General features: G+C 66.5%; 24 protein-coding genes and 1 pseudogene. 16 read left to right on the forward strand and 9 right to left on the reverse strand.

Going from position 1 to position 25772, the window contains the following annotated elements; translation table 11 throughout:
• Positions 1-57: 57 nt before the first annotated feature.
• Complete coding sequence (locus ACFORG_RS01155) at positions 58-1587, reverse strand: cryptochrome/photolyase family protein (RefSeq protein WP_386733538.1); 1530 nt, start codon at positions 1585-1587, stop codon at positions 58-60.
• Positions 1581-2246, reverse strand: coding sequence for an SDR family NAD(P)-dependent oxidoreductase (locus tag ACFORG_RS01160; protein WP_386733539.1), 666 nt, complete (start codon positions 2244-2246; stop codon positions 1581-1583). Before ACFORG_RS01160 ends, ACFORG_RS01155 begins: the two co-directional genes overlap by 7 nt.
• Positions 2247-2575: 329 nt before the next feature.
• Here ACFORG_RS01160 and ACFORG_RS01165 point away from each other — a divergent pair, with 329 nt between their 5' ends.
• The gene (locus ACFORG_RS01165; RefSeq protein WP_386733540.1) at positions 2576-4153 is read left to right on the forward strand and encodes a 2-isopropylmalate synthase; all 1578 of its coding nucleotides are present in this window, start codon (positions 2576-2578) and stop codon (positions 4151-4153) included.
• 241 nt (positions 4154-4394) lie between these two features.
• Here the strand turns inward: ACFORG_RS01165 and ACFORG_RS01170 are convergent, their stop codons facing one another.
• Positions 4395-5180, reverse strand: a complete 786-nt coding sequence (locus ACFORG_RS01170; protein ID WP_386733541.1) for a 23S rRNA (adenine(2030)-N(6))-methyltransferase RlmJ — start codon at positions 5178-5180, stop codon at positions 4395-4397.
• A 247-nt stretch (positions 5181-5427) separates the two neighbouring features.
• On the opposite strand from ACFORG_RS01170, the gene ACFORG_RS01175 reads away from it, so the two are divergent.
• Genes ACFORG_RS01175 through ACFORG_RS01200 form a run of 6 tightly spaced genes read left to right on the forward strand, consistent with a single transcriptional unit; the run spans position 5428 to position 12010 of the window.
• Complete coding sequence (locus ACFORG_RS01175) at positions 5428-6474, forward strand: rod shape-determining protein (protein ID WP_386733542.1); 1047 nt, start codon at positions 5428-5430, stop codon at positions 6472-6474.
• 58 nt (positions 6475-6532) lie between these two features.
• Positions 6533-7444: a rod shape-determining protein MreC gene (gene mreC, locus ACFORG_RS01180; RefSeq protein WP_386733543.1), complete on the forward strand. Its 912-nt coding sequence runs from the start codon at positions 6533-6535 to the stop codon at positions 7442-7444.
• Positions 7437-7976: a rod shape-determining protein MreD gene (locus tag ACFORG_RS01185; RefSeq protein WP_386733544.1), complete on the forward strand. Its 540-nt coding sequence runs from the start codon at positions 7437-7439 to the stop codon at positions 7974-7976. The genes mreC and ACFORG_RS01185 overlap by 8 nt, the downstream gene beginning before the upstream one ends.
• The gene (gene mrdA / locus ACFORG_RS01190; RefSeq protein WP_386733545.1) at positions 7973-9919 is read left to right on the forward strand and encodes a penicillin-binding protein 2; all 1947 of its coding nucleotides are present in this window, start codon (positions 7973-7975) and stop codon (positions 9917-9919) included. Before ACFORG_RS01185 ends, mrdA begins: the two co-directional genes overlap by 4 nt.
• Entirely contained in the window at positions 9916-11055 is a 1140-nt protein-coding gene (rodA, locus tag ACFORG_RS01195; protein ID WP_386733546.1) for a rod shape-determining protein RodA, read from the forward strand. Before mrdA ends, rodA begins: the two co-directional genes overlap by 4 nt.
• A gap of 22 nt (positions 11056-11077) precedes the next feature.
• On the forward strand, positions 11078-12010 hold the full coding sequence (locus ACFORG_RS01200; protein WP_386733547.1) for a 2-hydroxyacid dehydrogenase: 933 nt from the start codon (positions 11078-11080) through the stop codon (positions 12008-12010).
• A 9-nt stretch (positions 12011-12019) separates the two neighbouring features.
• Here ACFORG_RS01200 and ACFORG_RS01205 read toward each other — a convergent pair whose 3' ends face one another.
• Positions 12020-14035 (reverse strand): M3 family metallopeptidase, encoded by a 2016-nt coding sequence (locus ACFORG_RS01205; protein ID WP_386733548.1) that lies wholly within the window; start codon positions 14033-14035, stop codon positions 12020-12022.
• A 113-nt stretch (positions 14036-14148) separates the two neighbouring features.
• On the opposite strand from ACFORG_RS01205, the gene ACFORG_RS01210 reads away from it, so the two are divergent.
• From ACFORG_RS01210 to ACFORG_RS01235, 6 genes are all read left to right on the forward strand, one after another.
• Positions 14149-15360, forward strand: coding sequence for a trans-sulfuration enzyme family protein (locus ACFORG_RS01210; protein WP_386733549.1), 1212 nt, complete (start codon positions 14149-14151; stop codon positions 15358-15360).
• Positions 15361-15596: 236 nt separating this feature from the next.
• Positions 15597-16472 carry an STAS domain-containing protein gene (locus tag ACFORG_RS01215; RefSeq protein WP_386733550.1) on the forward strand — a complete coding sequence of 292 codons (876 nt, stop codon included), beginning with the start codon at positions 15597-15599 and terminating at the stop codon, positions 16470-16472.
• 1 nt (position 16473) lies between these two features.
• Positions 16474-16830 (forward strand): STAS domain-containing protein, encoded by a 357-nt coding sequence (locus ACFORG_RS01220; protein ID WP_386733551.1) that lies wholly within the window; start codon positions 16474-16476, stop codon positions 16828-16830.
• A complete protein-coding gene (locus tag ACFORG_RS01225; protein WP_386733552.1) occupies positions 16823-17227 on the forward strand; it encodes an ATP-binding protein in 405 nt (134 codons plus the stop codon). Before ACFORG_RS01220 ends, ACFORG_RS01225 begins: the two co-directional genes overlap by 8 nt.
• Positions 17224-18228, forward strand: coding sequence for an ATP-binding protein (locus ACFORG_RS01230; protein ID WP_386733553.1), 1005 nt, complete (start codon positions 17224-17226; stop codon positions 18226-18228). The genes ACFORG_RS01225 and ACFORG_RS01230 overlap by 4 nt, the downstream gene beginning before the upstream one ends.
• A complete protein-coding gene (locus tag ACFORG_RS01235) occupies positions 18225-19355 on the forward strand; it encodes a sensor histidine kinase (RefSeq protein ID WP_386733554.1) in 1131 nt (376 codons plus the stop codon). Before ACFORG_RS01230 ends, ACFORG_RS01235 begins: the two co-directional genes overlap by 4 nt.
• Positions 19356-19357: 2 nt before the next feature.
• Here ACFORG_RS01235 and ACFORG_RS01240 read toward each other — a convergent pair whose 3' ends face one another.
• Both ACFORG_RS01240 and ACFORG_RS01245 read right to left on the reverse strand, forming a co-directional pair.
• Complete coding sequence (locus ACFORG_RS01240) at positions 19358-19963, reverse strand: ferric reductase (RefSeq protein WP_386733555.1); 606 nt, start codon at positions 19961-19963, stop codon at positions 19358-19360.
• A 5-nt stretch (positions 19964-19968) separates the two neighbouring features.
• On the reverse strand, positions 19969-20457 hold the full coding sequence (locus tag ACFORG_RS01245; protein WP_386733556.1) for a twin-arginine translocation pathway signal: 489 nt from the start codon (positions 20455-20457) through the stop codon (positions 19969-19971).
• 193 nt (positions 20458-20650) lie between these two features.
• Between ACFORG_RS01245 and ACFORG_RS01250 the strand changes: the two genes are divergently transcribed.
• Entirely contained in the window at positions 20651-21964 is a 1314-nt protein-coding gene (locus tag ACFORG_RS01250; RefSeq protein ID WP_386733557.1) for a hypothetical protein, read from the forward strand.
• 65 nt (positions 21965-22029) lie between these two features.
• Here the strand turns inward: ACFORG_RS01250 and ACFORG_RS01255 are convergent, their stop codons facing one another.
• A complete protein-coding gene (locus ACFORG_RS01255) occupies positions 22030-23466 on the reverse strand; it encodes a dihydrolipoyl dehydrogenase (RefSeq protein WP_386733558.1) in 1437 nt (478 codons plus the stop codon).
• A gap of 107 nt (positions 23467-23573) precedes the next feature.
• Here ACFORG_RS01255 and ACFORG_RS01260 point away from each other — a divergent pair, with 107 nt between their 5' ends.
• Together ACFORG_RS01260 and ligD are read left to right on the forward strand one after the other, a co-directional pair.
• The gene (locus ACFORG_RS01260) at positions 23574-23789 is read left to right on the forward strand and encodes a hypothetical protein (protein ID WP_386733559.1); all 216 of its coding nucleotides are present in this window, start codon (positions 23574-23576) and stop codon (positions 23787-23789) included.
• Positions 23786-24175: pseudogene (gene ligD, locus ACFORG_RS01265) on the forward strand (non-homologous end-joining DNA ligase LigD). Before ACFORG_RS01260 ends, ligD begins: the two are co-directional and overlap by 4 nt.
• A 57-nt stretch (positions 24176-24232) precedes the next feature.
• Here the strand turns inward: ligD and ACFORG_RS01270 are convergent.
• Together ACFORG_RS01270 and dut are read right to left on the reverse strand one after the other, a co-directional pair.
• Positions 24233-25306 (reverse strand): HesA/MoeB/ThiF family protein, encoded by a 1074-nt coding sequence (locus ACFORG_RS01270; protein WP_386733560.1) that lies wholly within the window; start codon positions 25304-25306, stop codon positions 24233-24235.
• Complete coding sequence (dut, locus tag ACFORG_RS01275; RefSeq protein ID WP_386733561.1) at positions 25306-25761, reverse strand: dUTP diphosphatase; 456 nt, start codon at positions 25759-25761, stop codon at positions 25306-25308. Before dut ends, ACFORG_RS01270 begins: the two co-directional genes overlap by 1 nt.
• Positions 25762-25772: the final 11 nt, after the last annotated feature.

The following is a 25772-nucleotide window of genomic DNA, read 5'->3' on the forward strand; positions in this document are numbered from 1 at the left end:
CGGCATTCGCACACGGCTTGGCGGCTCTGACCCCGCCAACGCCCCCGTCAAAGCGGCCTATACGACCTCGCCCGCGTCCATCCGTTTCAGGAACGCGCCTGCCTCTTTCAGCACCGTTTCGCGCCGGTCGGCATCCATCCGGTCAAACGTCCGGTACATCTGCGCCATGCGCGGATTGCCCTCGAACCGGTCGCGATGCCGGTCGAGGAAATGCCAGTAGAGCAGGTTGAACGGGCAGGCCCCCTCGCCCGTCTTGCGGCTGACGACATAGTCGCAGCCTTTGCAGTAATCCGACATCTTGTTGATGTAATTACCCGACGAGACATAGGGTTTCGACGCGATCACCCCGCCATCGGCGAACTGGCTCATGCCGACCGTGTTGGGCGCCTCCACCCATTCATAGGCATCCGCATACACCGCCAGGTACCATTCATGCACCTCGGCCGGATCCACCCCGGCCAGCAGCGCGAAATTGCCCGTCACCATCAGCCGCTGGATATGGTGGGCATAGGCCTCGTCCCGCGTCTGCCCCACCGCCTCGGACAAACAGCGCATCCTGGTTTCCGCACCCCAGTAAAGCGGCGGCAGCGCGCGTTTGTGCCCAAGCCCGTTGCGCGCGGTATAGTCGCGCCCTTCCAGGAAATAGATCCCCCGCACGTATTCCCGCCAGCCCAGGATCTGCCGGATGAACCCCTCAACCGCATTGAGCGGCGCGCGCCCCTCGCGATACTCCGTCTCCGCGTCGCGGCACACCTCCAGCGGGTCCAGCAGGCCAAGGTTCATGTAAAGCGAGATCACCGCGTGATAGAGGAAGTGCTCCCCCCGCATCATCGCGTCCTGGTAATCGCCGAATTTCGGCAGCGCCTCACGCATGAATTGTGAACAGGCCCGCCGCGCCTGCCCCCGCTCGGTCGCGAACCAGAAAGGGCGCAGCGTGCCGAAATTGTCGCCGAACCGGTCCTCGACGAGGTCCAGCACCTCTTCGACCGTCTCATCCGGCGTGAAATGCATCACCCGCTGCCGTTCGATCCCCTCGGGCGGCGGCTTGCGGTTCTCGCTGTCATAGTTCCACTCGCCGCCCTCGGGCTTGTCGCCATCCATCAGCAGGCCCGTCTTGCGCCGCATCTCGCGATAGAAATACTCCATCCTGAGCGCCTTGCGCCCTTCGGCCCAGTCGCGGAACTCCTGCCCCGAACAGATGAACCGGTCATCGGCGTGGAACCGCGTCTTGAGCGGCGTGTGCTTCAGCGCGTCGATCAACCGCCACTCCCCCGGTGTCGTGACCAGCACCTCGGACGCACCGGCCTCCTCGGCCCGGCGCAACAACTCGGACGGGATCGAGCCGCCATTCTCGGGATCGTCCAGCCGGGTATAGGCGACCTGCCATCCCTCGTCGCGCAATTCATCGGCAAACTTGCGCATGGCGGCAAAGATCAGCGCGATCTTCTTGGGGTGGTGCGGCACGTATCCCGCCTCGTCGGCTACCTCGGCCATCACGACAAGGTCGCGCCCCCTGTCGCCCTCGCGCAAGGCCGAAAGAGTGGGCGTCAACTGATCGCCCAGCACAAGTACCAGCCGCGTCACCACTCCACCCGCTTGCCGGCCCAGTCGAAAAACAGTCCCGTCTCGTTCGGTGTCAGCCCGTCGATCACCCCCAGCAGTTTCCCGGCCGCAGCCGCCGGTTCGACCGCCGGATGCCGGCCCAGGTATTTCCGCGTGAATTCCGTGGCGACCGTGCCCGGATGCAGCGCGACACAGACCGCCTTCTTATGCGTCCGCGCCAGCTCGATGGCGGCCGTATGCACGATCTGGTTCACCGCGGCCTTGGCCGCCCGGTAGCTGATCCAGCCACCGATCCGGTTGTCCCCGATGGAGCCCACGCGCGCCGACAACACGGCAAAGACCGTCCGCTCCTCGCGCGGCAACAGCCGCCCCGCCTCGCGCAGCACCAGCGCCGGCCCAACCGCATTCAGCGCGAACTGATCCATCATCGCCTGCGCATCAATCGCGCGGATGGTTTTCTCGGGCTCCGCCCCGGCGATCTCCAGCGCACCAGAGGCCACGATCACCAAATCGAACGGCCCGTCGAGCCCCCCCAGCACCCGCGCGACGCTTCCCTCGTCGGTCAGGTCCAGCCCATCACGCGACCGGCTCAATCCCGTGACGGAAACCCCGCGCACCTCCAGCGCCTCCACCAGCGCCGAGCCGATTCCGCCCGACGCACCGATAACCAATGCATTTTTCATGTCGCGCCAGCTAGCGGGAAAAGGCGCGGCTTCAATCCTTCTTCTCGCTGCGCACCGGAAACGGCGGGCCCACGAACCGCGGCACGAACGTGCAAGCGGCAATCGGGCGATTTCGCCCTTTTCAATCGCCTCGCCCTCGGTATAACGTCGCGGCATGATCGCACGCGCATCCATATCCTCCGCCGCCGCCCGTCCGGGCGCGGTTCTGCGCGGCCTGCTGATCCTAATCCGCCTCTGAGCGTGCCACCCGGCGCGCCCGCTCAGAGGAGGACGCCTGCGCGCCAAACGCACCCAACAGGTTTCAGCATCAAAGACGAAAGACCCCGGAGATGACCCAAGCAGCGACCGAACAGGACCGCGTCCTGATTTTCGACACCACCCTGCGCGACGGCGAACAAAGCCCCGGCGCCACCATGACACATGATGAAAAGCTCGAGATCGCCGAACTGCTCGACGAGATGGGCGTCGACATCATCGAGGCAGGCTTCCCGATCGCCTCCGAAGGCGATTTCAAAGCCGTGAGCGAGATCGCGAAACGCTCGAAGGATGCGGTGATCTGCGGCCTGGCCCGCGCCAACGCAGCCGATATCGACCGCTGCTGGGAGGCGGTCCGGAACGCAGGCAAGCCACGCATCCACACTTTCATCGGCACCTCGCCGCTGCATCGCGCCATTCCGAACCTCACCCAGGACGAGATGGCCGAAAAGATCCACGAAACGGTGACCCACGCCCGAAACCTCTGTGACAACGTGCAATGGTCGCCGATGGACGCCACGCGCACCGAGTGGGATTACCTTTGCCGCGTGATCGAGATCGCGATCAAGGCGGGCGCCACCACGATCAACATTCCCGACACGGTGGGCTACACCGCGCCGGTCGAATCCGCCGACCTGATCCGCCGCCTGATCGAGACCGTTCCCGGCGCGGACGAGGTGATCTTTGCCACCCACTGCCACAACGACCTGGGCATGGCGACGGCCAACGCGCTGGCCGCCGTCGCCGGCGGCGCGCGCCAGATCGAATGCACGATCAACGGCCTTGGCGAACGCGCCGGCAACACCGCTCTCGAAGAGGTGGTGATGGCGCTCAAGACCCGCCACGACATCATGCCGTGGCACACGGGTGTCGACACCACCAAGATCATGCATATCTCGCGCCGCGTCTCGACCGTCTCGGGCTTCCCGGTCCAGTTCAACAAGGCGATCGTGGGCAAGAATGCTTTTGCGCACGAATCGGGCATCCACCAGGACGGCATGCTCAAGAATCGCGAGAATTTCGAGATCATGCGCCCCGAGGATGTCGGCCTCGCCGGAACCTCGCTGCCACTGGGCAAGCATTCGGGCCGCGCCGCGCTCCGCGACAAGCTCGAAAACCTCGGATACGAGGTCGGCGACAACCAGCTCAAGGACATCTTCGTGCGGTTCAAGGAATTGGCCGACCGCAAGAAAGAGGTGTTTGACGACGACATCCTCGCGCTCATGCGCACCGCCGCGGATGCCGAGAACGACCATCTGCAACTCGTCTCGATGAAGGTCGTCTGCGGCACCGGGGGGCCGGCCGAATCCACCGTCGAGATGGAGATCGACGGCAAGGACGTCACCGCCACCGAACATGGCGACGGGCCGGTTGACGCGACCTTCAAGGCGATCCGAGCGCTGCATCCCAACAAGGCCCACCTGCAACTCTACCAGGTTCACGCCGTCACCGAAGGCACCGATGCCCAAGCGACGGTCTCTGTACGGCTTGAAGAGGACGGCATGATCGCGACCGGCCAGTCGGCCAATACCGACACCGTGGTCGCCTCGGCCAAGGCCTATATCAACGCCTTGAACCGGCTGATCGTGCGCCGAGAAAAGGCTGGTCCCGGTGCCGATGCGCGCGAGATCAGCTACAAGGATCTCACCTGACACGAGCCGAAAAGGGGGAAGGCTCCCGCACCCGCGGGACCCCGGCTCCGCCGGGCTCCCTTTGCGGCTTTGGGCCCGGCGCCGCGCCCGTCCCGGACGCGGCGCGGTGGCGCGATAAGATCGGCGTCGTTACCTGGTCAGCTATGCGCAACCGCGCCGCGCCCCACCGGGGTGCGGCGCGCGGCCCAACGCTTTGCCGCGCATCCCTGATGCGCTGGAAAGGGGCGGGAGTGCTTGCCCGTCAGAGTTTCGCGAAAAGGGATGAAAGCCGCTGCGCCTCGTCGGACAGGCCCCACGGCGCGTTCACGACGAACATGCCCGACCCGATCATGCCATGGCCTTCACGCGCCGGTGGAAACCGGACCTCGTGATGCAACGGGCCGGGAAAATCACGCGCAGCCAGCGCCGCGACCATCTTCTCGTGCCGCGCATCCGCCAGGATCGGGTACCATAGCATGATGACCCCCACGTTCCACTTGCGGTGCAACTGCGCGACGATCCCTGGCAGGCGATCGTATTCCGCCTTGATCTCGTAGCTCGGATCGATCAGCACCACGCCCCGGCGCGGCGTCGGCGGCAGAATCGACTGTGCCATCTCGTACCCGTCCCGACGATGCACATTGGCCCCGTAACGCCCCATCGCCGCCTCCAGCGCCGCGCCTTCCTGCGGATGCAACTCGGCAAGATGCATCGCATCCCCTGCCCGCAGCAATTCGCCCGCGATCACCGGAGAGCCGGGATAAGCCGCAGCCCCTTCCCGCGCCCGAACCTTTTCCAGAACCCGTGTCAGGGGATGATCCGCACCGAACCAGCCCGCGCCCAGCGCCCGGCCCAGCCCCGCCTCTGCCTCGCCGGTCTTGACCGCCTCCATGGCGTCCAGCCGGTACAGGCCGCGCCCCGCATGAGTCTCGACATAGGACATCGGCTTGGCCTTGCGCGTCATGTAGTCCAACGCCACGGCAAGCAGCGCGTGCTTGTGCATATCGGCCAGGTTGCCCGCGTGATAGATGTGCTGATAGGACAGCATCGGCATCTCCCTGCCTGCGCGATTTCCTGCCCCGCTACCGCGAAAGCCGCCCCCTCGCAAGCCGCCGACCCGACGGCAGAAAGGCGGAAACGCGCTGATTTGCCCGGAAATGGACCTTTCGCATGGGCTTTGCGCGGCCTATAAGTCACACGTCCTGCGCCCCCGAGTCGCGGGGCCAACGGGCTCGAAAAGCCCGCACGCGTCGCCGGTGGCGCATTCTGACGACCTTTGGCAAGCAGGATCATAGATGGGGATCTTCGATAGTTTGAGCGGCCTGTTCACCTCGGACATGGCCATCGACCTCGGGACGGCGAACACGCTGGTCTACGTGAAGGGCCGCGGCGTGATCCTGTCCGAGCCTTCGGTCGTGGCCTATCACGTCAAGGACGGCGTGAAGAAGGTGCTCGCCGTAGGCGAGGACGCCAAGCTGATGCTCGGCCGGACCCCCGGCTCGATCGAGGCGATCCGCCCGATGCGCGAAGGCGTCATCGCCGATTTCGACACCGCAGAAGAGATGATCAAGCACTTCATCCGCAAGGTGCACAAGCGCTCGACCTTCTCCAAGCCCAAGATCATCGTCTGCGTGCCCCACGGCGCGACCCCGGTCGAGAAACGCGCCATCCGCCAATCCGTGCTCAGCGCCGGCGCGCGCCGCGCGGGCCTCATCGCCGAACCCATCGCGGCCGCCATCGGCGCGGGCATGCCGATCACCGATCCGACGGGCAACATGGTCGTCGATATCGGCGGCGGCACGACCGAGGTTGCGGTGCTGTCGCTGGGCGACATCGTCTACGCCCGTTCGGTCCGCGTTGGCGGAGACCGGATGGACGAGGCGATCATCAACTACCTGCGCCGCCAGCAGAATCTGCTGATCGGCGAATCCACCGCCGAGCGCATCAAGACCTCGATCGGCACCGCGCGCATGCCCGATGACGGGCGCGGCGCCTCGATGCAGATCCGCGGCCGCGACCTGTTGAACGGGGTGCCCAAGGAAATCGAGATCAGCCAGGCCCAGGTGGCCGAGGCGCTGGCCGAACCGGTCCAGCAGATCTGCGAGGCGGTGATGACCGCTTTGGAGACCACGCCGCCCGACCTGGCCGCCGATATCGTCGACCGCGGCGTCATGCTCACCGGTGGCGGCGCGCTTCTGGGCGATCTCGACCTCGCCCTGCGCGAACAGACCGGTCTTGCCGTGTCGATTGCCGATGAAAGCCTCAACTGCGTGGCCCTCGGCACCGGCAAGGCGCTGGAATACGAGAAACAGCTGCGCCACGCGATTGACTACGACAGCTGACGCGCCCACCCTTTGAGGCGCGGACGCACGGCGCACGCACCCGAACGGAAGGAGCCAAGTGGCCAAGGACCGCCATCAGCGCGAGGATTTCGCAGGCCCCCTGCGCAGGTTGCTGCTGGGGGTCGTCCTCCTGTGTCTGGTCGGCATCTTCCTCGTCTGGCGCATCGACAGCCCGCGTGTCGAACGCTTTCGCGCCCAGGTGATCGACAGGGTCGTGCCCTCGATGGACTGGGCGATGGTTCCCGTCACCGCCACCGTCAACCTCGCGCGCGATTTCCAGAGCTACCAGGCGCTCAGCGAGCAGAACCGCGAGCTGCGCAGCGAACTGCGCCAGATGCGCGCGTGGAAAGAGGCCGCGCTACAGCTCGAACAGGAAAACGCGCGCCTTCTCGACCTCAACAACGTGCGCCTCGACCCCCGGCTCACCTATGTCACCGGTGTCGTGATGGCCGATAGCGGCTCGCCCTTCCGGCAATCGGTACTGCTGAACGTGGGCGCGCGCGACGGCATCGTCGATGGCTGGGCCGCGATGGACGGGATCGGGCTGGTCGGGCGCATCTCGGGCGTCGGCCAGAACACCGCGCGGGTGATCCTTCTGACCGACCCGGCCAGCGCCATCCCAGCCACGATCCAGCCCTCGGGCCAGAGCGCGCTGATCGTCGGCGACAACAGCGCGGCGCCGCTGGTCGATTTCCTCGAGAACCGCGATTTCGTGCGCCCCGGCGACAGGGTTATCACCTCGGGCGATGGCGGGGTGTTTCCCGCGGGCATCCTGATCGGACAGGTGGCGCAGGATCCCGGCGGGCGGCTGCGCGTGCGGCTCTCGGCCGATTACGAACGGCTCGAGTTCCTGCGCGTGCTGCGCCACCACGGGACCGAAACGCCCGGCGATCCCGGCGGTATCGTCGGCCCGGTCCGCCCGGCCGAAACCGCCATCGTCACACCCGATGACGGAGGCGCCGATGGCTAACCCGTCCCCTTCCCGGCTGTGGGTGATGCGGGCGGCCTATCTCGGGCTGTCGCTGCTGATCCTGTTCTTTCACCTGTTGCCGCTCGATACCGTGCCCCGGCACTGGGCGCCGCCCGACCTGCTGATCGCGCTGACCTTTGCCTGGGCGATGCGCCGGCCCGATTTCGTCCCCTCCGCAGCCATTGCGCTGGTCATGCTGACCGCCGATCTCCTGCTGCATCGTCCGCCCGGCCTTCTGGCGGCGCTGGTGGTGGGCGGCGCGGCCTGGCTCAAGGCCGACCGCGCGGGCCTCAGCGAGGCGAGCTTTCTCGGCGAATGGGTCTCGGTCGGCCTCGTCCTGATCGTCATCGCCATCGCCAACCGCCTGCTTCTGGGTCTGACGGCCGTGGAACAGGCCCCGTTCTGGCTGACGGTGATCCAGCTGGTGCTGACCATCGCCGTCTATCCCCTCGTCGTGCTGGTCAGCCAGCTGCTTTTCGGCGTACGCCGCCTCGCCCCGTCCGAGGCCGAAGCGATGGGAGCACGCTCATGAAACGCAATCCCCGCGAGCTTGAACAGACGCACAAGACCTTCAGCCGCCGCGCCCTGCTGGTGGGCGGTATCCAGGCCGCCATGATCGGCACGCTGGCCATGCGCATGCGGTTCATGCAGGTCGATCAGGCCGACCAGTTCCGCCTGCTGGCCGAGGAAAACCGCATCAACATCCGCCTGGTCCCACCCACGCGTGGCGAGATCTTCGACCGCGAGGGGCGCGTGCTGGGCCGCAACATTCCCTCCTACCGCGTCGTGCTGGTGCCCGAGGATGCCGGCGACGTCGACAAGGTGATCGCCGATCTGGCCCAGCTCGTGCAGCTCGACCCCGAAGAGCTGGAACGCGCCCGCACCGAGATGCGCCGCTCGCCGCCCTTCCTGCCCATCACGCTGGCCGATCAGGTCACGTGGGAGGATATCTCCCGCGTTGCGGTCAACGCCCCCGCGCTGCCCGGCATCACGCCCGAGGTGGGCCTGACCCGCGTCTATCCCCGGCACGAGGACCTGGCCCATGTGGTGGGCTATGTCGGCCCGGTCAGCGACTATGATCTCAACCAGCTGGAAGACCCCGAACCGGTGCTGCGCATCCCGCGTTTCCAGATCGGAAAGGTCGGGCTCGAGGCCAAGCATGAATCGCTCCTGCGCGGCAAGGCGGGCTCCAAGCGGGTCGAGGTCAACGCCTCGGGCCGCGTCATGCGCGAGCTTGACCGGCGCGAGGGCGAACCCGGTGCCGACCTGCAACTGACCATCGACGCCGACCTGCAGGAATACACCCAGGCCCGGCTGGCCGGTGAAAGCGCCGCCGCCGTCGTGCTGGATTGCGAAACCGGCGATCTGCGCGCCATCTCCTCGGCGCCCAGCTTCGACCCCAACCTCTTTGTCCGCGGCATCTCGGTCCCGGATTACCGCAGCCTGACCGAAGACAAGTACCGCCCGCTTGCCAACAAGACGGTGCAGGGCGTCTACCCGCCCGGCTCCACCTTCAAGATGATCACCGCGATGGCCGCGCTCGAAGAGGGGCTGATCGGCCCCGACGAAACGGTCTATTGCCCCGGCTTCCTCGAGGTCAGCGGCCGCCGGTTCCATTGCTGGAAACGCGGCGGGCACGGTCATGTGAACCTCGAGAACTCGCTGAAGCAAAGCTGCGACGTCTATTACTACGACCTCGCTCTCAAGGTCGGCATCGACAAGATCTCGGCCATGGCCAACCGCTTCGGTCTTGGCGTGCGGCACGACCTGCCCATGTCGGCCGTGGCCGCGGGCCTTGCCCCCGACCGCGCGTGGAAACGCCGCGTGCATGACCAGGAATGGCTGGTGGGCGATACCGCCAACGCCTCGATCGGGCAGGGCTACATGCTGGCCTCGCCGCTGCAACTGGCGGTCATGACCGCGCGCATCGCCACCGGGCGCGAGGTAGCCCCGCGCCTGGTGAAATCGGTCAACGGCATCGAACAGCCCTCTGGCGCCGGGGAACCGCTCGGCATGAACGAGAACAACCTGCGCAAGATGCGCCGCGCGATGTACGCGGTGTCGAACGACCGGCGCGGGACAGCTTATGGCAGCCGCATCATCGAAGACGCCTACCGCATGGCGGGCAAGACCGGCACCAGCCAGGTCCGCAACATCACCGCCGCCGAACGTGCCGCGGGCGTGATCCGGAACGAGGATCTGCCGTGGGAACGGCGCGACCACGCGCTGTTCGTGGGCTTCGCGCCCTATGAAAACCCGCGCTACGCGGTGTCGGTCGTTGTCGAACATGGCGGCGGCGGGTCCCGCGCGGCCGCGCCAGTGGCGCGCGACGTGTTGCTGCAGGCGCTCTATGGCGGCACGCCGCCGCTCGACGCCTATCCGCAAAAGGACCGCTCGCGCATCGAGGCGCAACAGGAACGCCTCGAACGCGAGCGCCGCCCCCGCGCCCGCCCGAACGAGAGCGACCGCGCATGAGCTATCTCGAGTATAACGTCAAGGCGACCCCCTCGGGCCTGCGCAAGGTTCTCTACATGAACTGGCCGCTGACGCTCCTGCTCATCTCGACGGCCTGCGTGGGCTTTCTCATGCTCTACTCGGTCGCGGGCGGCTCCTTCTCGCCCTGGGCCGAGCCGCAGATGAAACGCTTTGCCCTCGGGCTTGCGGTGATGGGCGCGGTGGCGATGGTACCCATCTGGTTCTGGCGCAACATGGCCGTGGTGGCCTATTGCCTGTCGATCGTGCTGCTGATCGCGGTCGAATTCGTCGGCGCCACCGGCATGGGCGCCCAGCGCTGGATCGACCTCGGCTTCATGCGCCTGCAACCGTCCGAGCTGACCAAGATCACGCTGGTTATGCTGCTTGCCGCCTATTACGACTGGCTCCCGGCGCCGCGCACCTCCCGCCCGTTCTGGGTGCTCGTTCCAGTGGTGATGATCCTTCTGCCGACCTTCCTCGTGCTGCGCCAGCCCGATCTCGGCACCTCGATCCTGCTGTTGACCGCCGGAGGCGGGCTGATGTTCCTTGCCGGCGTGCACTGGGCCTATTTCGCCGCCGTGATCGCGGCGGGGGTGGGCCTCGTCTCGGCCGTGTTCCAAAGTCGTGGCACGGACTGGCAACTGCTCAAGGATTACCAGTACCGTCGCATCGACACGTTCCTCGACCCCTCCACCGATCCGCTGGGCGCGGGCTATCACATCACCCAGTCCAAGATCGCGCTGGGATCGGGCGGCTGGTCGGGACGCGGTTTCATGCAGGGCACGCAATCGCGGCTCAACTTCCTGCCCGAGAAACATACCGATTTCATCTTCACCACCCTGGCAGAGGAGTTCGGCTTCATCGGCGGCGTGTCGCTGCTGATCCTCTACGCTCTGATCCTCGTCTTCTGCCTGTCCACGGCGCTCGCCACGCGCGACCGCTTCTCGTCGCTGGTGACGCTGGGCATCTCTATCAACTTCTTCTTGTTCTTCGCCGTGAACATGTCGATGGTGATGGGCCTTGCACCGGTCGTCGGCGTACCGCTGCCGATGGTCAGCTATGGCGGATCGGCCATGCTGGTGCTGATGGCCGCCTTCGGCATCGTGCACAGCGCCCATATCCACCGCCCCCGCTAGACAGACCCGTCAGAAAGACCGCATGACCGCCAACATCCTCTTCGCCGCGAAACCCGACCGCTGGACCATCTACGAGGCACCGCTGCGCCGTGCGCTCGACGCTGCTGGCGTGACCTATGACCTGCGTACCGGTTTCGCGCCCGAGGAGGTGGATTACATCGTCTACGCGCCCAACAGCGACGTGCAGGATTTCACGCCCTACACCCGGCTCAAGGCGGTGCTGAACCTCTGGGCGGGGGTCGAGAACATCACCGGCAACCAGACCCTGACCGTCCCGCTCGCGCGCATGGTGGATCACGGTCTGACGCAGGGCATGGTCGAATGGGTCACAGGCCACGCGCTACGCCACCATCTCGGGATGGATGCCGACATCCTCGGCCAGGACGGCACATGGCGCAAGCATATCCCGCCACTGGCAAGCGAGCGCGGCGTGACCGTGCTGGGCCTTGGCGAGCTTGGCCGCGCCTGCGCCGAAACGCTGGCCTCGCTGGGCTTTGACGTCACCGGATGGGCCCGTTCGCCCAAGGACATCCCCGGCATCCGCTGCCTGCATGGCGACAGCGCGCTCGCCGACGCGATGGCCCGCGCCGAAATTCTCGTGCTGCTGCTGCCCGACACCCCCGCGACCGAGAACACGCTGAACGCCCGCACCCTGGCGCAACTGCCGCGCGGGGCCTGCATCATCAATCCCGGTCGCGGCCCGCTGATCGACGACGACGCGCTGCTCGCCGCGCTTGACGCGGGCCAGGTCGGTCACGCCACGCTCGACGTGTTCCGCACCGAACCGCTGCCTGCGGATCACCCCTACTGGGCACATCCGAACGTCACCGTGACGCCGCATATCGCGTCGGAAACACGTCCCGAGACCGCCTCGCAGGTCATCGCTGAAAACGTCCGCCGGGGCGAGGCGGGGGAACCTTTCCTCCACCTCGTCAACCGCGACCTCGGCTACTAGCGGCGGCCCTCAGGCCGCCACCAGCCCCCGCCCCCGCAACAGGGCATCGACGCCCGGCAAACGCCCGCGGAATGCGGTATACAGATCCTCCGCCTCGGCCGAACCGCCGGTCGACAGGATATGCGCCTCAAGCGCCTTGGCGCGTTCGGCATCGAACGGGCCGCCCGCCTCCTCGAAGGCTTCGAACGCGTCGGCATCCATGACTTCCGACCACATGTAGGAATAATAGCCCGCGCTATAGCCGTCCCCGGCAAAGACATGGGCGAAATGGGGCGTAGCGTGCCGCATCCCGATGGCGTGCGGCATGCCGATCCCGGCCAGCACCTCGGCCTGTTTCGCCATCGGATCGGCTGGCGCGGACCCTTCGTGAAAGGCCAGATCGACCAGCGCCGAGGCCACGTATTCCACCGTCTGGAACCCGGTCCCGTGCTTGGCCGCCGCCAGAAGCTTGGTCAGCAACGCCTCGGGCATCGGCTCGCCCGTTTCGGCATGGGTGGCGAACTCGGCCAAGACCTCGGGCACCTCCAGCCAATGCTCGTAGAGCTGGCTGGGCAATTCCACGAAATCGCGCGCCACCGACGTGCCCGAGATGCTCTCATAGGTCACGTCCGACAGCATCTGGTGCAACGCATGCCCGAACTCGTGGAACAGAGTGCGCGCATCGTCCCAGGACAACAGCGCCGGATCGCCCTTGGCGAAGTTGCACACATTGATCACGATCGGTGCCTGCGTCTCGGGGAACTTGGCCTGCCCCCTTATCGCCGTGCACCACGCGCCCGACCGTTTCGAGCCGCGCGCGAAATAATCGCCGATGAACACCGCCAGATGCTTGCCGTCCCGCGTGACGTCCCATGCCCGCGCATCCGGGTGATACAGCGGCACGTCCAGCGGCGCGAATTCCAGCCCGAACAGCCTGTTGGCACAGGCAAAGGCCGCCTCGATCATCCGCTCGAGCTGCAGATACGGCTTCAACTCGGCCTCTTCGAGGTCATGCAGTGCAGCGCGATGCTTCTCTTCGTAGTAGCGCCAGTCCCACGGCTCCAGCGGCCCGTTCACGCCGTCAGCCTGCATCAGTTCGGTCAGCGCCGCCTCTTCGCGCGCCGCCTGATCGCGGGCGGGCTCCCACACTGCCATCAGCAGCTCGCGCACCCGCCCGGGGCTGCGCGCCATCTCGGTCTCCAGCTTGTAATCGGCGAAACTCTCATAGCCCAACAGCTTTGCCCGCTCCTCGCGCAGCGCCAGGATCTCGGCCGCGATGGCGCGGTTGTCCGTCTCGCCGCCATTGGCGCCCCGTGCCGCCCACGCGGCATAGGCTTTCTCGCGCAGGTCGCGGCGCGGCGAGAATTGCAGGAACGGCACGATCAGCGAACGCGACAGCGTCACCACCGGGCCATCCACGCCCTTTTCCTGCCCGGCCGCGCGGGCGGCATCCACGACGAAACCCGGCAAACCTTCAAGGTCGGCCTCTGACAGTTCCATGAACCAGCCGCGCTCATCCGCCAGCAGGTTCTGCGTGAACTGCGTGCCAAGGCTGGCCAGCCGCGACTTGATCTCGGTCATCCGCGCCTCTTGCGCGCCTTCCAGCGCCGCGCCCGACCGGACGAAGCCGCGATGCGTCAGCATCAGCACCCGCGCCTGCTCATCCGTCAGGTCGAGCGTGTCGCGTTGCTCCCACAGCGCGCGCACGCGGGCATACAGCGCCTTGTTCGACGAGATCGCCGCGAAATGCGCGGCCAGCCTGGGCGAGAACTCCCGCTGCAGCGCCTCGCGCGTGTCGTTGCTGTCAGCGCCCGCAACGGTGAAGAACACGCCCAGCACCTTGTCCAGCCCCTCGCCCGCCGCTTCCAGAGCCTCGACCACGTTGGCAAAGCTCGGCGGCGCGGCCTCCTGCGCGATGGCCTCGATCTCGGCGGCATGCGCCTCGAGCGCGCGCTCCAGCGCAGGCGCGAACTGGTCGTCGCGGATCATGTCGAAAGGTGGCAGCTCGAACGCGGTGCGCCATGGCGCAAGGATGGGGTTGGTCATGCGGGATCTCCTTTGACCGTCAAGCTAGGGTCGGCACGCCGCAGGGTCCAGAGCCCTTGCGCCGCGACCGCGACCCGGCCACCCTGCACGCGACATGCGACAGGAGGCCCGCCATGACCCGACCGAACCGCCCGCAGGGCCAGATGACCACCGCCATCCACGCGGGCGAAACGCCGGACCCGGCCACGCTCGCCTCCTCGCCGCCGATCCACATGAGCTCATCCTTCATCAGCGAAGAGGTCGCGGGCTTCTCGGCCCATGACATGACGCCTGACAGCCCCTATTGCTACACCCGCTGGGGCAACCCGACCGTCGCCATGCTGGAAGACAAGATCGCCGCGCTGCAAGGGGCCGAGGCCTGCCTGTGCACCGCCTCGGGCATGGCCGCGGCCAGCGCGATCTTCTTCACCTTCCTGTCGGCGGGCGATCATTGCATCGTCTCGGATATCTCCTATGCCGGGGTTGCCGAACTGGCGCGCGATACGCTGCCGCGCATGGGTATCGCGGTCTCGATCGTCGATCTCAGCGATCTCGACGCGGTGGCCGCCGCGATCCGGCCCGAAACCCGGCTGATCCACAGCGAAACGCCGGTCAACCCGATCGGACGGCTGACCGATCTTGCCGCCGTCGCGGAGCTGGCACACCAGTCCGGCGCGCTGCTCAGCTGCGACGCCACCTTCGCCTCGCCGGTCGGGATGGATGCGATCGGGCTGGGCGTCGACCTGGTGATGCACTCGGCCACCAAGTATATCTGCGGCCATGGCGACGCGGTCGCGGGGGCCGTGGCAGGCCGCGCCGAGCTGATCCGGCAGATGCGGATCGAGGCCGCGATCCATCACGGCGGCGTTCTCTCGCCCTTCAACGCCTGGCTGGTCGCGCGCGGCGCGGCGACGCTGCCGATGCGGATGCGCGCGCATGAGACCGGCGCCCGCAGCGTCGCAGAGTGGTTGGAGGGCCACCCCGCCGTCACCCGCGTCGTCTGGCCGGGCCTCGCCTCTCATCCGCAGGCAGAGCTTGCCGCGCGGCAGATGCGCAATTTCTCGGGCATGCTGTCCTTCCAGGTGGGCGATGCCGCGACGGGCCGGCGGCTGGCCGAGACGATGATCGAGAAGCTCGAGACCATCCACTACGCCGTTTCGCTCGGCCATCACCGCAGCCTGATCTTCTGGATGGAGACGCAAGGCCTGCTCGACAGCTCCTTCCGCCTCGAGGGGGCACAGGCGCAGGCCTATCGCGACTGGGCCGGCGACGGGATCTTTCGCCTGTCGGTCGGGCTGGAGGACGCCGAAGACCTGATCACCGATCTCGCCCGCGTCCTGGGCTGACGCTCCATCTGGAGGGGGCGCTCCCGCCCCCTGCGGCGCCGCGCTGACGCGCGCCCTCCTCGGGGTTGGGCCGGGCCGCGCGCCTGCGGCGCACGGCGGAACCGCCCTGTCGCCGGCGGCAAGCCGCCCTTTCCCCCACGTTCCGGCCCCCGAACCCTCCCTCACGGAGGTGTTTCATTGACATTCCCCCCTCCCACCGGGTTAATCGCGGCCACATGTCCAAGGAACATTTCACCATGCCGCATACCGGAACCACCCACATCCTGACCCTGCTGGAATCGGATTTCTCCGGTATCGTCGACGAATGGGTCGGCGCCCAGATCGAAGAGGGCGTCAAGCGCTCCGACCTGTTCTCGGATGCCGAAAGCCGTGCGCAAAGCACCGAGCTTCTCAAGGCGCTCGCCAAGGGCATGCGCATCAACGAAAACAGCGACGATTTCAACTTCCACGCCGATGCCTGGGACGACCTGCGCGCCGTGCTGGCCGACATCACCCGCGAACGGGTCAACCGCGGCGTTACCCCGACCGAGATGGCCACCTTCATGATGGCGCTCAAGGGCCCGCTCTTCGGCCGCCTGCAGGATACCCTCGGCGCCGAACCCGACGAACTGCTGGCGCAGATCATGCTGGTCACCAAGCTGGTCGACGCCTTCGCCATCTTCACCAACGAGGTGTTCATCGCCGAACGCGAACAGATCATTGAACGCCAGCGCGAAGAGATGATGGAGCTGTCGACGCCCGTGGTCGAACTGTGGGACCGCGTCCTGACGCTGCCGCTGATCGGAACGCTCGACAGCGCCCGCGCGCAGGAAGTGATGGAGAACCTGCTGGAAACCATCCTCCAGCGCCAGGCCGAGGTCGTCATCGTCGATATCACCGGCGTCGGCACCGTCGATACCCAGGTCGCCCAGCACCTGCTGCGCGCCGCCGCCGCCGTCCGCCTGATGGGCGCCGAATGCATCATCTCGGGCATCAGCCCGACGATCGCGCAGACCATGGTTCAGCTCGGCATCGACGTGGGCACCGTCACCACCCGCCAGAACATCCGCGCCGCGCTGGCCGACGCGCTGAACAAGGTCGGGTACAAGATCCACCGCGTTCAGGACAGCTGACATGGCCGGCGTTGCCTCCATCACCCTGGTCGGGAACGCATTGCTGGTCTCGATCCAGGACGACGTCACCGATACCGACATCATCGAGCTTCAGGATACCCTCTCGCAGCGCATCGCGTGCGAAGAGGGCGTCCGCGGCGTTGTGCTCGACATCTCGGCGCTCGAAATCGTGGATACCTTCGTCGGCCGCGTCATTGCCCAGCTTGCGGGCATCGCGCGGCTGCTCGACGCGCAGACCTATGTCGTGGGCATGCGCCCGGCGGTCGCCGTGACACTGGTCGAGCTCGGAATGTACCTGCCCGAATCCCGGACCGCGCTCAGCCTCACCCACGCGCTCGCCCAGCTCAAGCGTGGCTGAGCACAGCCGGGATCTGCTTCGCCTGCCGCTCAAGACCAATCGCGACGTCGTGGCCGCACGGCAGGCCGTCGCCAAAGAGCTCAAGGCGCGCGGTCTCTCGGCGGTCCGCGTCACCCGTTTCGCCACCGCCGTCAGCGAAATCGCACGCAATACCATCGTGCATGGCGGCGGCGGGTCATTTGCGGTTTTTCTCGACCGGGCTTCGGGCTATCTGGTTGTCGAATGCCGCGACACGGGCGCGGGTATCGACGATATCGACCGCGCCCTGACCGACGGCTTCAGCACGGCCGGCAGCATGGGGCGCGGCCTGGGCGGGGCCAAACGGCTTGCCGACCGTTTCGAGATCGAGACTGAAACCGGCAACGGAACATGCGTGAGGCTGGGCGCGAGACTATGAAAAAGTGGATCGAGATCAACGACCGCAGCGCCATCGCCGCGATCCGGCGGCTGGCACGGCGCTACGCGTCCGGGATGGGACTGACCGAAACGCGGCTCGACGCGCTCGGCATCGTCGTGACCGAGGCGACCACCAACATCCTGCGCTACGCCGAACGCGGCCGCGCCCTGATCGAAGTGATCGAGGGCGCAGGCGTGCGCAAGATCGCGCTGGTCTTTGCCGATCACGGCCCCGGCATCTCGGACATGGACCGGATGATGCAGGACGGGAACAGCTCGGTCGCCTCCTCGGGTCTCGGCCTCGGCTCGATCCGGCGCCTGTCGGATTCCTTCGACATCTATTCCGTCCCCGGCGAGGGCACGACAATCACATGTACCTTCGCGGTACAGGACACGCCACCCTATGCCGGGTCACTGGCGATCGACGGGCTGCGCGTCTGTCACCCTGCCTCGAACCATTGCGGCGACGACCTCATGGTGCGCCCCGGTCCCGGCCATACCGACCTGATGCTCTGCGATGGCCTGGGGCACGGCCAGCGCGCGGCCGAGGCGTCGGCCGAGATCGTGGAAACCGCGCGCCGCCTGCACCTGCCGCCGTCCGAGAGCATCGCCCATCTCAGCCGCGAGATGGTCGGCCATCGCGGCGCGGTGGCGGCCATGGCGCGGATCGACCACGCCACCGGGCAGCTCGACCATTCGGGCCTCGGCAACATCACCACCTTCTGCCTTGGCAGCGAAACGCGCAAACGCCTCGCCGTGCGCGACGGCCGGATCGGCGGTGCGCCGACGCAGGGCTTCGATGAACAGGTGATGCTCAAACCCGGCGATCTGGTGGTCATGCATACCGACGGGCTCAAGACCCTCGGGGACAAGGACCTACCCCCCGCGCTTCTCGCCCGCAGCCCGATGCTGATCTGCGGCCACCTGCTGGACCGCGCCTTTCGCGGGCGCGACGATGCCGGCATCCTCGTCGCGCGCTGGCTGGGCGGGGTCGCGGCATGAAACCGGTTCGCCTGACCACGCTGCGGCTTGAGAAAAGCGCCGACATCATGCGCCTGCGCGAGGTCGGAATGGCCATCGCGACAAAGCTGGGCTTTGCCACCTTCGAACGTACCCGCACCGTGACCGCGATGATCGAGATGGGGCGCAACGCCATCGAACATGGTCAGCGCGGCCGCGCCACCTTTACTCTGGCCGAGGTCCAGGGCCGCACCGCCGTGCAGTTCACCGTGCTCGACCAGGGCCGCGGCATCCCCGAGGACGTGCTCGAACGCAAGCGCGGCACGGGCCAGGGCCTCGGCCTCGGCCTGCGCGGGGCCGAGCGGATCTCCTACTCCTTCGACATCGAAAGCGGCAGCGAAGGCACCCGGATCGAGGCGGTCTTCCGCCCCTCCTCGATGTTGCCGCTGACCGACTCGCTGGTCTCCGAAGTGACCGAGGTGATCTCGACCCTCGACGATGCCGACCCCACCGCCGCACTCACCGAACAGAACCGCGAACTGCTCGAGGCACTGGCCGAACGCGACCTGCTGATGCAGGAACTGCACCACCGCGTCGGCAACAACCTCACCCTGATCGGCGCGCTGATCCGCATGACCGCCAGCCAGTCCGACAGCGCCGAGACCAAGCAGGCCCTGACAGAGCTGGAAACCCGCGTCTCATCGCTGGCCAAGGCGCATGAGCTGATGCAGCAGGCCGCCAAGGAAGGCACCGTACCCGCCGGAAAACTGCTCGAGGACGTGGCCCAGAACACCGAACGCGCCTTCAACACCTCGGGCCGGCAGGTCAGGATCACGGTGAACTGCCCCCCGCTGGAACTCGACGGCCGCGTCGCGGTCGATATCGGGCTGATCGTCGGCGAACTGATCACCAACGCCTACAAACACGCCTTCAAGGGCCGCTCCAACGGTGACATCACCGTCACGCTGAGCGAACCGGACGACGGCGGGCTCTATCTTACCGTGGCCGATGACGGCGTCGGACTCGCCGCGGATGCCGAACGGCCCGAGAGGTCGAACTCGCTCGGCTGGCGCCTGATCCGGACGCTTGTGTTCCAGCATGACGGCACGCTGACGGTTGAAAACGAAAACGGCATGACCGTCCGCATCCACCTCGCACCTGCCGAATAGGCTCAGGCCCGCCGCCGCACCAGCAAGCGCCACACCCTCAGGTCGATCAGCACCCGCACCAGCGCGGCCAGCGCCAGCCCGCACAGCACCAGCTTGGACACCGTGCCCATCGTACCCTCGATCAGCACGGCGTGGATCACGCTCGTCACCACGACAACCGCCACCACCGCGCTATGGCCCAGCCGCCAGGTCCGCACCCGCATCCTGCCGCGCATCAGCGCCAGCGCGGCGGCGGCGAACACACCCCACATGGCGATCACGCCCCAGGCCGAAAACGGCGTCGGAGAGGTGAAGGTCAACGCATCGACAACATCCGGCGGGCTGGTCAGCCACAGACCGCCCACATGCAGCACCACCGCCAGCAGCAGGGCCACGCCCACGCCCCGATGCACCAACCGCCCCGGACGCACCGGCAGGCCGGGCAGGTATCCCCCGGCCAACAGCGTCTGCACCAGCAACAGCGCCAGCGCGACGATGCCCGCGAACCCTGCGGCGATGTAGACGGGCTGGCGCCACTGCAACAGCGGGCTCATCCCCGCGACGACCAACGGAACCGCCACGGCGGCGGCCAGCGCCGACCAGATCAGGACAGCCCTCGGGCGTGGCATCAAGGTCAGGCTGGCTGCAACACGAAATGCGCGCTCAACGTATTGTCGCTCGCGCTGTCCATCACCGGACGCAGGAACACCGTCTGGAACGCGTCGCTGTCATAGGCCAGATGCCCGTGCGGCTGGCCAAAGGCCGGCACGATCTGCGGCATCTCAAGACGGAACGCGCCCTGTTCATCGGTCAGCGTTGCGCCGTGGCTGTGCCAGTCGCGCTCATGCCCCTCGGTCGTATGCGCCCAGATCTGGATGCGCTGGCCGGGCAGCGGCGCCCCGTCGCCCGCGCGGCTGACAGTGCCGGTCATCCAGAACCCGCCGCCGCCGATGCGGTCGACGATCGGCGCGCCGGGTCGATAATTGTTCGATCCTCCCCGCATCGACGGGGTTGGCGCGACGCCCTGCGCGCGCGCGGGAACAAGAAGGCTGGATGCCCCCGTCGCCACGATCGAGGCCGCGGTGGCGATAAGGGTCCGGCGGGTGAAATTGGTCAGATGCATGTCGCCTCTCCTGCTGGGCAAAAGATTCTGGGCAAAAGATTGGAACTTGCACCTAACCTAGTCTCTTCGCCCGCCTGATCGAAGCGCACCCACGATATCGTGAAACAGGCCGCGCATCGGCCATACGGCGATTGCCACCACCTCGGGCACCGCCATACCCTGTGCGCAGCTTCCCGCATCGAGCGAGGTCAGGATGATCCCCAACGCCTTACCCAACGCGATCCGCGCACTTGCCGCAATCGCCCTGATCGCCGCCAGCCCCGCCCCGGCGCAAGAGGTCGAATTCGGACCCGGCCTGCGGTCGCTGGATTTCGCCGAGGTGTTCGACACCTCCGTTCCCGCCCGCGCACAGATGTGGGACGCGTTCCACGATGCCGGGATCCGGCACATCGTCCTGTCGCAGGGGCTGGTCTCGCCCTTCGCGCCCGACCGCTCCAAACGGCCCGCAGGCACCTATATCGCGGATCGCGAACTGGCCGACCTGCGCGCCACGCTCAACCGCGGGGCCGCGCCGGATGACGATTTCCACGTCACCTATGTCGGCGGCTACGGCCTTGCGCCCGATGTCTGCCGGATGCGGGCCACCCCGGCCGAAATCGGCATTGCCGCCGCCGAATGGGAATTCACCCGGATTGTCTCGCGCCTTCTCGACGCCGGCCTGCCGGTGCGCACCATCGATATCGACGGCCCGTTCCTGCGGGTGATCGACGGCGCGCGCAAGGGGTTCAGCTGCGCCCTGACATCCGACAGCCCCGCCTTTGATACGACCCAATCGGCCGAGATCGTGCTGAGTTACATGAAGCATCTTCGCGACCTCACCGATGCCCATGCCACGAACCGCGCCGCCGGTGTCAATGTCGGCATGACGCTTCTGATAAACCTGCCCAACTGGCGCGTCGGCCGCTATCCGCCGCTCGCCTCGGGGGCCGAAACCGGCGACCTCGTGGCCGAGATCCTGCCCGCCTTCGGGGCGGCGATGCGCGCCGATACCGATCGACCGCTGGCGCTCGACGGCGCTGTCATCGACTACCCCTACCCGCTGGCGCGCGACGACACCGCGGCCTTCATCGCGAAGTCCGAAGGGCTGCTTGCCGGTCTGCGCGCGCTGCCACGCACGCGGCCTCGACTGGCCTATTTCACCAACACGCATTACCGCCTGACCCCGTCCGAGACGGATGACCGGTACCGCGCATATGGCGGCACCGTGCGCTGCGTCTGGTCCGAGAACTGGCGCATCTCGGGCGGCAGCCTTCCCTATCTTCCTTACGAAAACGCAAACGGGGCGAAAATGCCTGCCGACTGCATCGCGCAACAGAACCAGGCCGACGCCCGCTACTGGGACGAGTCCGCCCTGTTCGCCAATCGCATCCTGTCAGGCGACTGGCTGGGCCGCACCGTCACGCGCGCAGATATCTCGGCAGTCCGGTTCATGTCCTGGCACGAAATGCCGGCAAGCTCTCTCTCGACGATGAACCGCACGCTGCGCTTCAAGCTTTATGGAAACTGACCGGGCTGGGGGGTACCAACCTGTACAAAACGGTCAATACCGCTCCGAACGGGCGTACAAAACGGTCAAAACGCGGTACATCCGGCCCAGGACGCGCCGCGCAGGTCTCCGGGCAGTGGATCGTCGTCACGCTGCCACGGACCGGCCTGCCCGGTCTGCGAACAGATATCCCGCAGCGCCGTCTGCAACCCCTCGGCCAGAGTGGGATGGTAGAACGGCAGGTCCAGAACCTCCGTCGCGGTCAATCCACATTGCATCGCCCAGGCCAGCAGATGCGCCAGATGCTCTGCCCCCGGCGCGCACAGCGCGGCCCCGGACAGCTTGCCATCCGACCCCGTCGCATGGACATGGCACAGGCCATGCGCCTGCCCCATCGCCCGCGCGCGGCCCTGATCCCCGAAATCGACGACCCCAGTGTGGCAGTCATCAGGGTTCTCCGGCAAAGTCCCGATGACGGCAGCCTCGGGTCGGGTGAATGTCACCGTCAACGGCACCTTGCGAACGGCGCGCGACACGTCAGGCCACGCCGCCGCATTCCTCCCGGCGATGGTCCCTTCGTCGGATGCCTCGTGCAGAACAGGACGATCCGCGTTGGCATCGCCTGCGATAAATACAGCAGAATCAGAGCATTGCATCGTCTCGCGATCGAAGACAGGTGCGCCGTTTTCATCCAGTTCGATGCCGGCACGGTCAAGGTCCAGCCCCTGAAAGTTCGGCGGCCGCCCGGCCGCAAGCAGGAGCCTCTCGAACACGGCAGAGTTGCCGGGCCAAGTCAGACGGACCCCATCCGGGTCGGGCGCGGCTTCGGCTTCGGTGTTCAGGTGAATGGGAAACTCTCGGGTCAGAGCGCCGTAAAGGCTGTCGCTTTGCGCCTTGGGCAGACCCCCGATGCGGTCGGACCCTTCGAACAGCGTGACATCGACACCGAGCCGGGACAGCGCCTGCGCCAGTTCCAGGCCAACCGGCCCGCCGCCAATGACGCCAATCGAATGGGGGAGGTCTTCCAGCTCGAACAGCGACTCGTTGGTCAGAACAAGATCGGACACGGCAGAAAAAGCCTCCGGCACCAGCGAAGAGGAACCGGTCGCAATGACAATCGCCCGCGCCTCGACCGTGTCACCCGTCTCCAGCAAAAGCCGCCCGGGCCCATCAAACCGAGCGCGCGCCGTCACCGCGACACCGTCGGGTAGCTTGGCGATCGAGGAGCGGACGCCCGCCACGAAATCATCCCGCAGCCTGCGGACCCGTTGCATAACGGCTGCTCCATCGACGTCTGGCTTTGCCCCTAAACCGAATTGCGCGCCCTCTCGGATGGTCTGCGCCGCGTCTGCGGCCGCGATCAGTAGCTTGGATGGCATGCAGCCAACACTTGCGCATGTCGTGCCCGCAAACGCCGGGTCGATCAGCAAGGTGCTTGCCCCGGCCTGACGTGCATGGCGTTCCGCGGCAAGCCCGGCGGTCCCGGCGCCGATCACGGCAACGTCGGTCTGGTAACTGGTCATGGAGTTCCCCTCGGCCGATGTGTCGCGGGACAAACGGCTGTGCGCCGATTTGGGTTCCGTTCCGCGCAGGAAACCGATGGGCGGGATCCGGTGTTAACCACCGATCCATGGCGAAAAAAGAGCATTCCACCAATGTCCTCACTCGTAACCCGAAAAGACCCGCTGCGCGGCACTATCGTGGTCGCGTTGGAACAGGGTTCGATGCCGACGAGGGGCTGGGCTTCGACCAGGTCAAGAAGGCCGCGTTCGAGATCCGGGATGCGTTGGAAGGGATCGGCCTGCAATCCGCGGCAATGGTTACCGGCGGGAAGGCGTCCACGTGATCGTACCCCTGCGGCGATCCGCGTGTTGGGACACGGTCAGTGGCTTTGCGCAGACTTTTGCACATATCCTCGCGAACCGGTATCCCGACCGCTACACGGCGACCATGTCATAGACAAAACGCAAGAGGGTGGGTTTTTTCGATTGGCTCAGGAACGAACGTGGCGCGACGGCCATCGCGCCCTATTCACTGCGGGCGCGCGCCGGTGCGCCGGTTGCGGTTCCGATGGAGTGGGATGAACTTTCGGACCTGTGCCGCGCCAAAGGATTCGGCCAAAGCGACATGCAGGCTCGTCTTGCCCGGCCCTGCCCGCTGTCGCGGTCCGCGCCACGGTCCGTCGGCAAGAGGGTCGTAGCGGCGCTGGAAGACTGGGCGGGTATGACCTGAACCGTTCGCCGAGACAGCCACGTGTCGCCTTGTTGCCAGTTCGCGATATGGCAGAGGTCAGGAGGCGTGTCGCTCCGCCCTGCTTGCGCCGCAGATCGGGCAATCGGCGCGCTGCTTGAGCGTGATCTTTCGGCTTTCGCCGTAAAGCGCGTCATAGATCAGCATTTCGCCGCGCAGCACCGTGCCTGCCCCTGTCAGCAGCTTGATCGCCTCCACCGCCATCATCGAGCCCACAACCCCCGGAAGCGGCCCCACAACGCCCGCCTCGGCACAGGACGGTGCAAGCCCTTCGGCTGGCGCCTCGGGAAAAATGCACTGGTAACAGGGTCCACCATGGGCCGGGTCAAACACGCTCAATTGCCCCTCCCACTGTGCCAGCGCGCCCGAGATCAGGGGTTTGCCCTGCGCCACGGCAACGCGATTGGCGAGGTAGCGCGTTTCGAAATTGTCAGTTCCGTCGAGTATCAGATCGTAGTCGTCAAAAAGATCGCTGGCGATCTCTTCGGTGAGGCGGCGATTATAGGGCCGGACGATAACGCTCGGGTTCTGCGCCTCCATCGCCGCCTTGGCGGAAAAGACCTTTGGCACGCCGATATCTGCGTCGCGGTGGATCACCTGCCTTTGCAGGTTGGCGTTTTCGACCGTGTCATGGTCGATCACACCGATGGTACCGACGCCTGCCGCGGCGAGGTATTGCAGCGCGGGCGCACCTAGACCACCTGCACCGATCACCAAGACGCGCGCAGTCTTCAGGGACTTTTGGCCGGGGCCACCGATTTCGCGCAACACGATGTGGCGTGCGTAGCGGTCCAGTTCGGCCTCGGAGAATGCACCCGGCCTGGAGAGCCCCGCGTTCCCGGCGGGTATTTCGTTGGCCGCTGCGCGCGACCGCAAGACGGCAAGGCCCTGCCGGTACAGGATGATCAGTCCCGCGAACCCGGCAAGGATAAGCCACAAAGCAGGGGATTGACCGGTCGCTTCGCGTAGCGGATGGCCGTCGGGCAGGACAAGCTGGATCATCAGAACGACGCCGAACAGCACACCGAGCGTATTGAGGCGTGCGCGTCGCGAGGTGCCGAACGCCCATCCTGCCCCCCAAAGCGCAGCAGCAATGATGAAAACCAAGAGCATCAGCCGCGCCCTGTTGAGCCGAAACCGCCGGTTCCGCGTTGCGTCTCGCCCAGCTGGTCCACCAGATCGAACCGTGCCTGTACGACGGGCGCGACCACGATCTGGGCGATCCTGTCCCCATGCATGACTTCGACTGTATCGTGCCCCGCGTTCAGAAGGATCACGCCAAGCGGGCCGCGATAATCGCTGTCGATCGTTCCGGGAGAGTTGGGCAACGTGACCCCGTGTTTCAGCGCAAGCCCTGACCGGGGGCGCAACTGGATCTCGAAACCATCGGGGATCTCGATGCGCAGACCGGTGGGAATTAGTGCCCGCGCCCCTGGCTCAAGTCGCAGAGAACCGCGATCCGGCAGGTTGGCCCGCAGGTCGGCCCCCGCCGCGCCCGGCGTTTCATAGCTTGGCAGCGGGACATCTGGGTCCGCGTCTGCATCGCGCGTGATCCGGATCGATACCATGTCCGCCACCT

Origin of the sequence: Lutimaribacter marinistellae (genome assembly GCF_042648365.1) — a bacterium.
GTDB classification, from domain to species: domain Bacteria; phylum Pseudomonadota; class Alphaproteobacteria; order Rhodobacterales; family Rhodobacteraceae; genus Lutimaribacter_A; species Lutimaribacter_A marinistellae.

Coding starts and splice junctions, on each gene's coding strand:
- ACFORG_RS01165 (WP_386733540.1), top strand. CDS start 2,576: ATGACCCAAGCAGCGACCGAACAGGACCGCGTCCTGATTTTCGACACC.
- rodA (WP_386733546.1), top strand. CDS start 9,916: ATGAGCTATCTCGAGTATAACGTCAAGGCGACCCCCTCGGGCCTGCGC.
- ACFORG_RS01260 (WP_386733559.1), top strand. CDS start 23,574: ATGGCGAAAAAAGAGCATTCCACCAATGTCCTCACTCGTAACCCGAAA.
- ACFORG_RS01215 (WP_386733550.1), top strand. CDS start 15,597: ATGCCGCATACCGGAACCACCCACATCCTGACCCTGCTGGAATCGGAT.
- ACFORG_RS01245 (WP_386733556.1), bottom strand. CDS start 20,457: ATGCATCTGACCAATTTCACCCGCCGGACCCTTATCGCCACCGCGGCC.
- dut (WP_386733561.1), bottom strand. CDS start 25,761: ATGGTATCGATCCGGATCACGCGCGATGCAGACGCGGACCCAGATGTC.
- ACFORG_RS01255 (WP_386733558.1), bottom strand. CDS start 23,466: ATGACCAGTTACCAGACCGACGTTGCCGTGATCGGCGCCGGGACCGCC.
- ACFORG_RS01185 (WP_386733544.1), top strand. CDS start 7,437: ATGGCTAACCCGTCCCCTTCCCGGCTGTGGGTGATGCGGGCGGCCTAT.
- ACFORG_RS01210 (WP_386733549.1), top strand. CDS start 14,149: ATGACCCGACCGAACCGCCCGCAGGGCCAGATGACCACCGCCATCCAC.
- ACFORG_RS01235 (WP_386733554.1), top strand. CDS start 18,225: ATGAAACCGGTTCGCCTGACCACGCTGCGGCTTGAGAAAAGCGCCGAC.
- ACFORG_RS01170 (WP_386733541.1), bottom strand. CDS start 5,180: ATGCTGTCCTATCAGCACATCTATCACGCGGGCAACCTGGCCGATATG.
- ACFORG_RS01160 (WP_386733539.1), bottom strand. CDS start 2,246: ATGAAAAATGCATTGGTTATCGGTGCGTCGGGCGGAATCGGCTCGGCG.
- ACFORG_RS01240 (WP_386733555.1), bottom strand. CDS start 19,963: ATGCCACGCCCGAGGGCTGTCCTGATCTGGTCGGCGCTGGCCGCCGCC.
- ACFORG_RS01250 (WP_386733557.1), top strand. CDS start 20,651: ATGATCCCCAACGCCTTACCCAACGCGATCCGCGCACTTGCCGCAATC.
- ACFORG_RS01270 (WP_386733560.1), bottom strand. CDS start 25,306: ATGCTCTTGGTTTTCATCATTGCTGCTGCGCTTTGGGGGGCAGGATGG.
- ACFORG_RS01205 (WP_386733548.1), bottom strand. CDS start 14,035: ATGACCAACCCCATCCTTGCGCCATGGCGCACCGCGTTCGAGCTGCCA.
- ACFORG_RS01200 (WP_386733547.1), top strand. CDS start 11,078: ATGACCGCCAACATCCTCTTCGCCGCGAAACCCGACCGCTGGACCATC.
- ACFORG_RS01175 (WP_386733542.1), top strand. CDS start 5,428: ATGGGGATCTTCGATAGTTTGAGCGGCCTGTTCACCTCGGACATGGCC.
- ACFORG_RS01230 (WP_386733553.1), top strand. CDS start 17,224: ATGAAAAAGTGGATCGAGATCAACGACCGCAGCGCCATCGCCGCGATC.
- ACFORG_RS01220 (WP_386733551.1), top strand. CDS start 16,474: ATGGCCGGCGTTGCCTCCATCACCCTGGTCGGGAACGCATTGCTGGTC.
- mrdA (WP_386733545.1), top strand. CDS start 7,973: ATGAAACGCAATCCCCGCGAGCTTGAACAGACGCACAAGACCTTCAGC.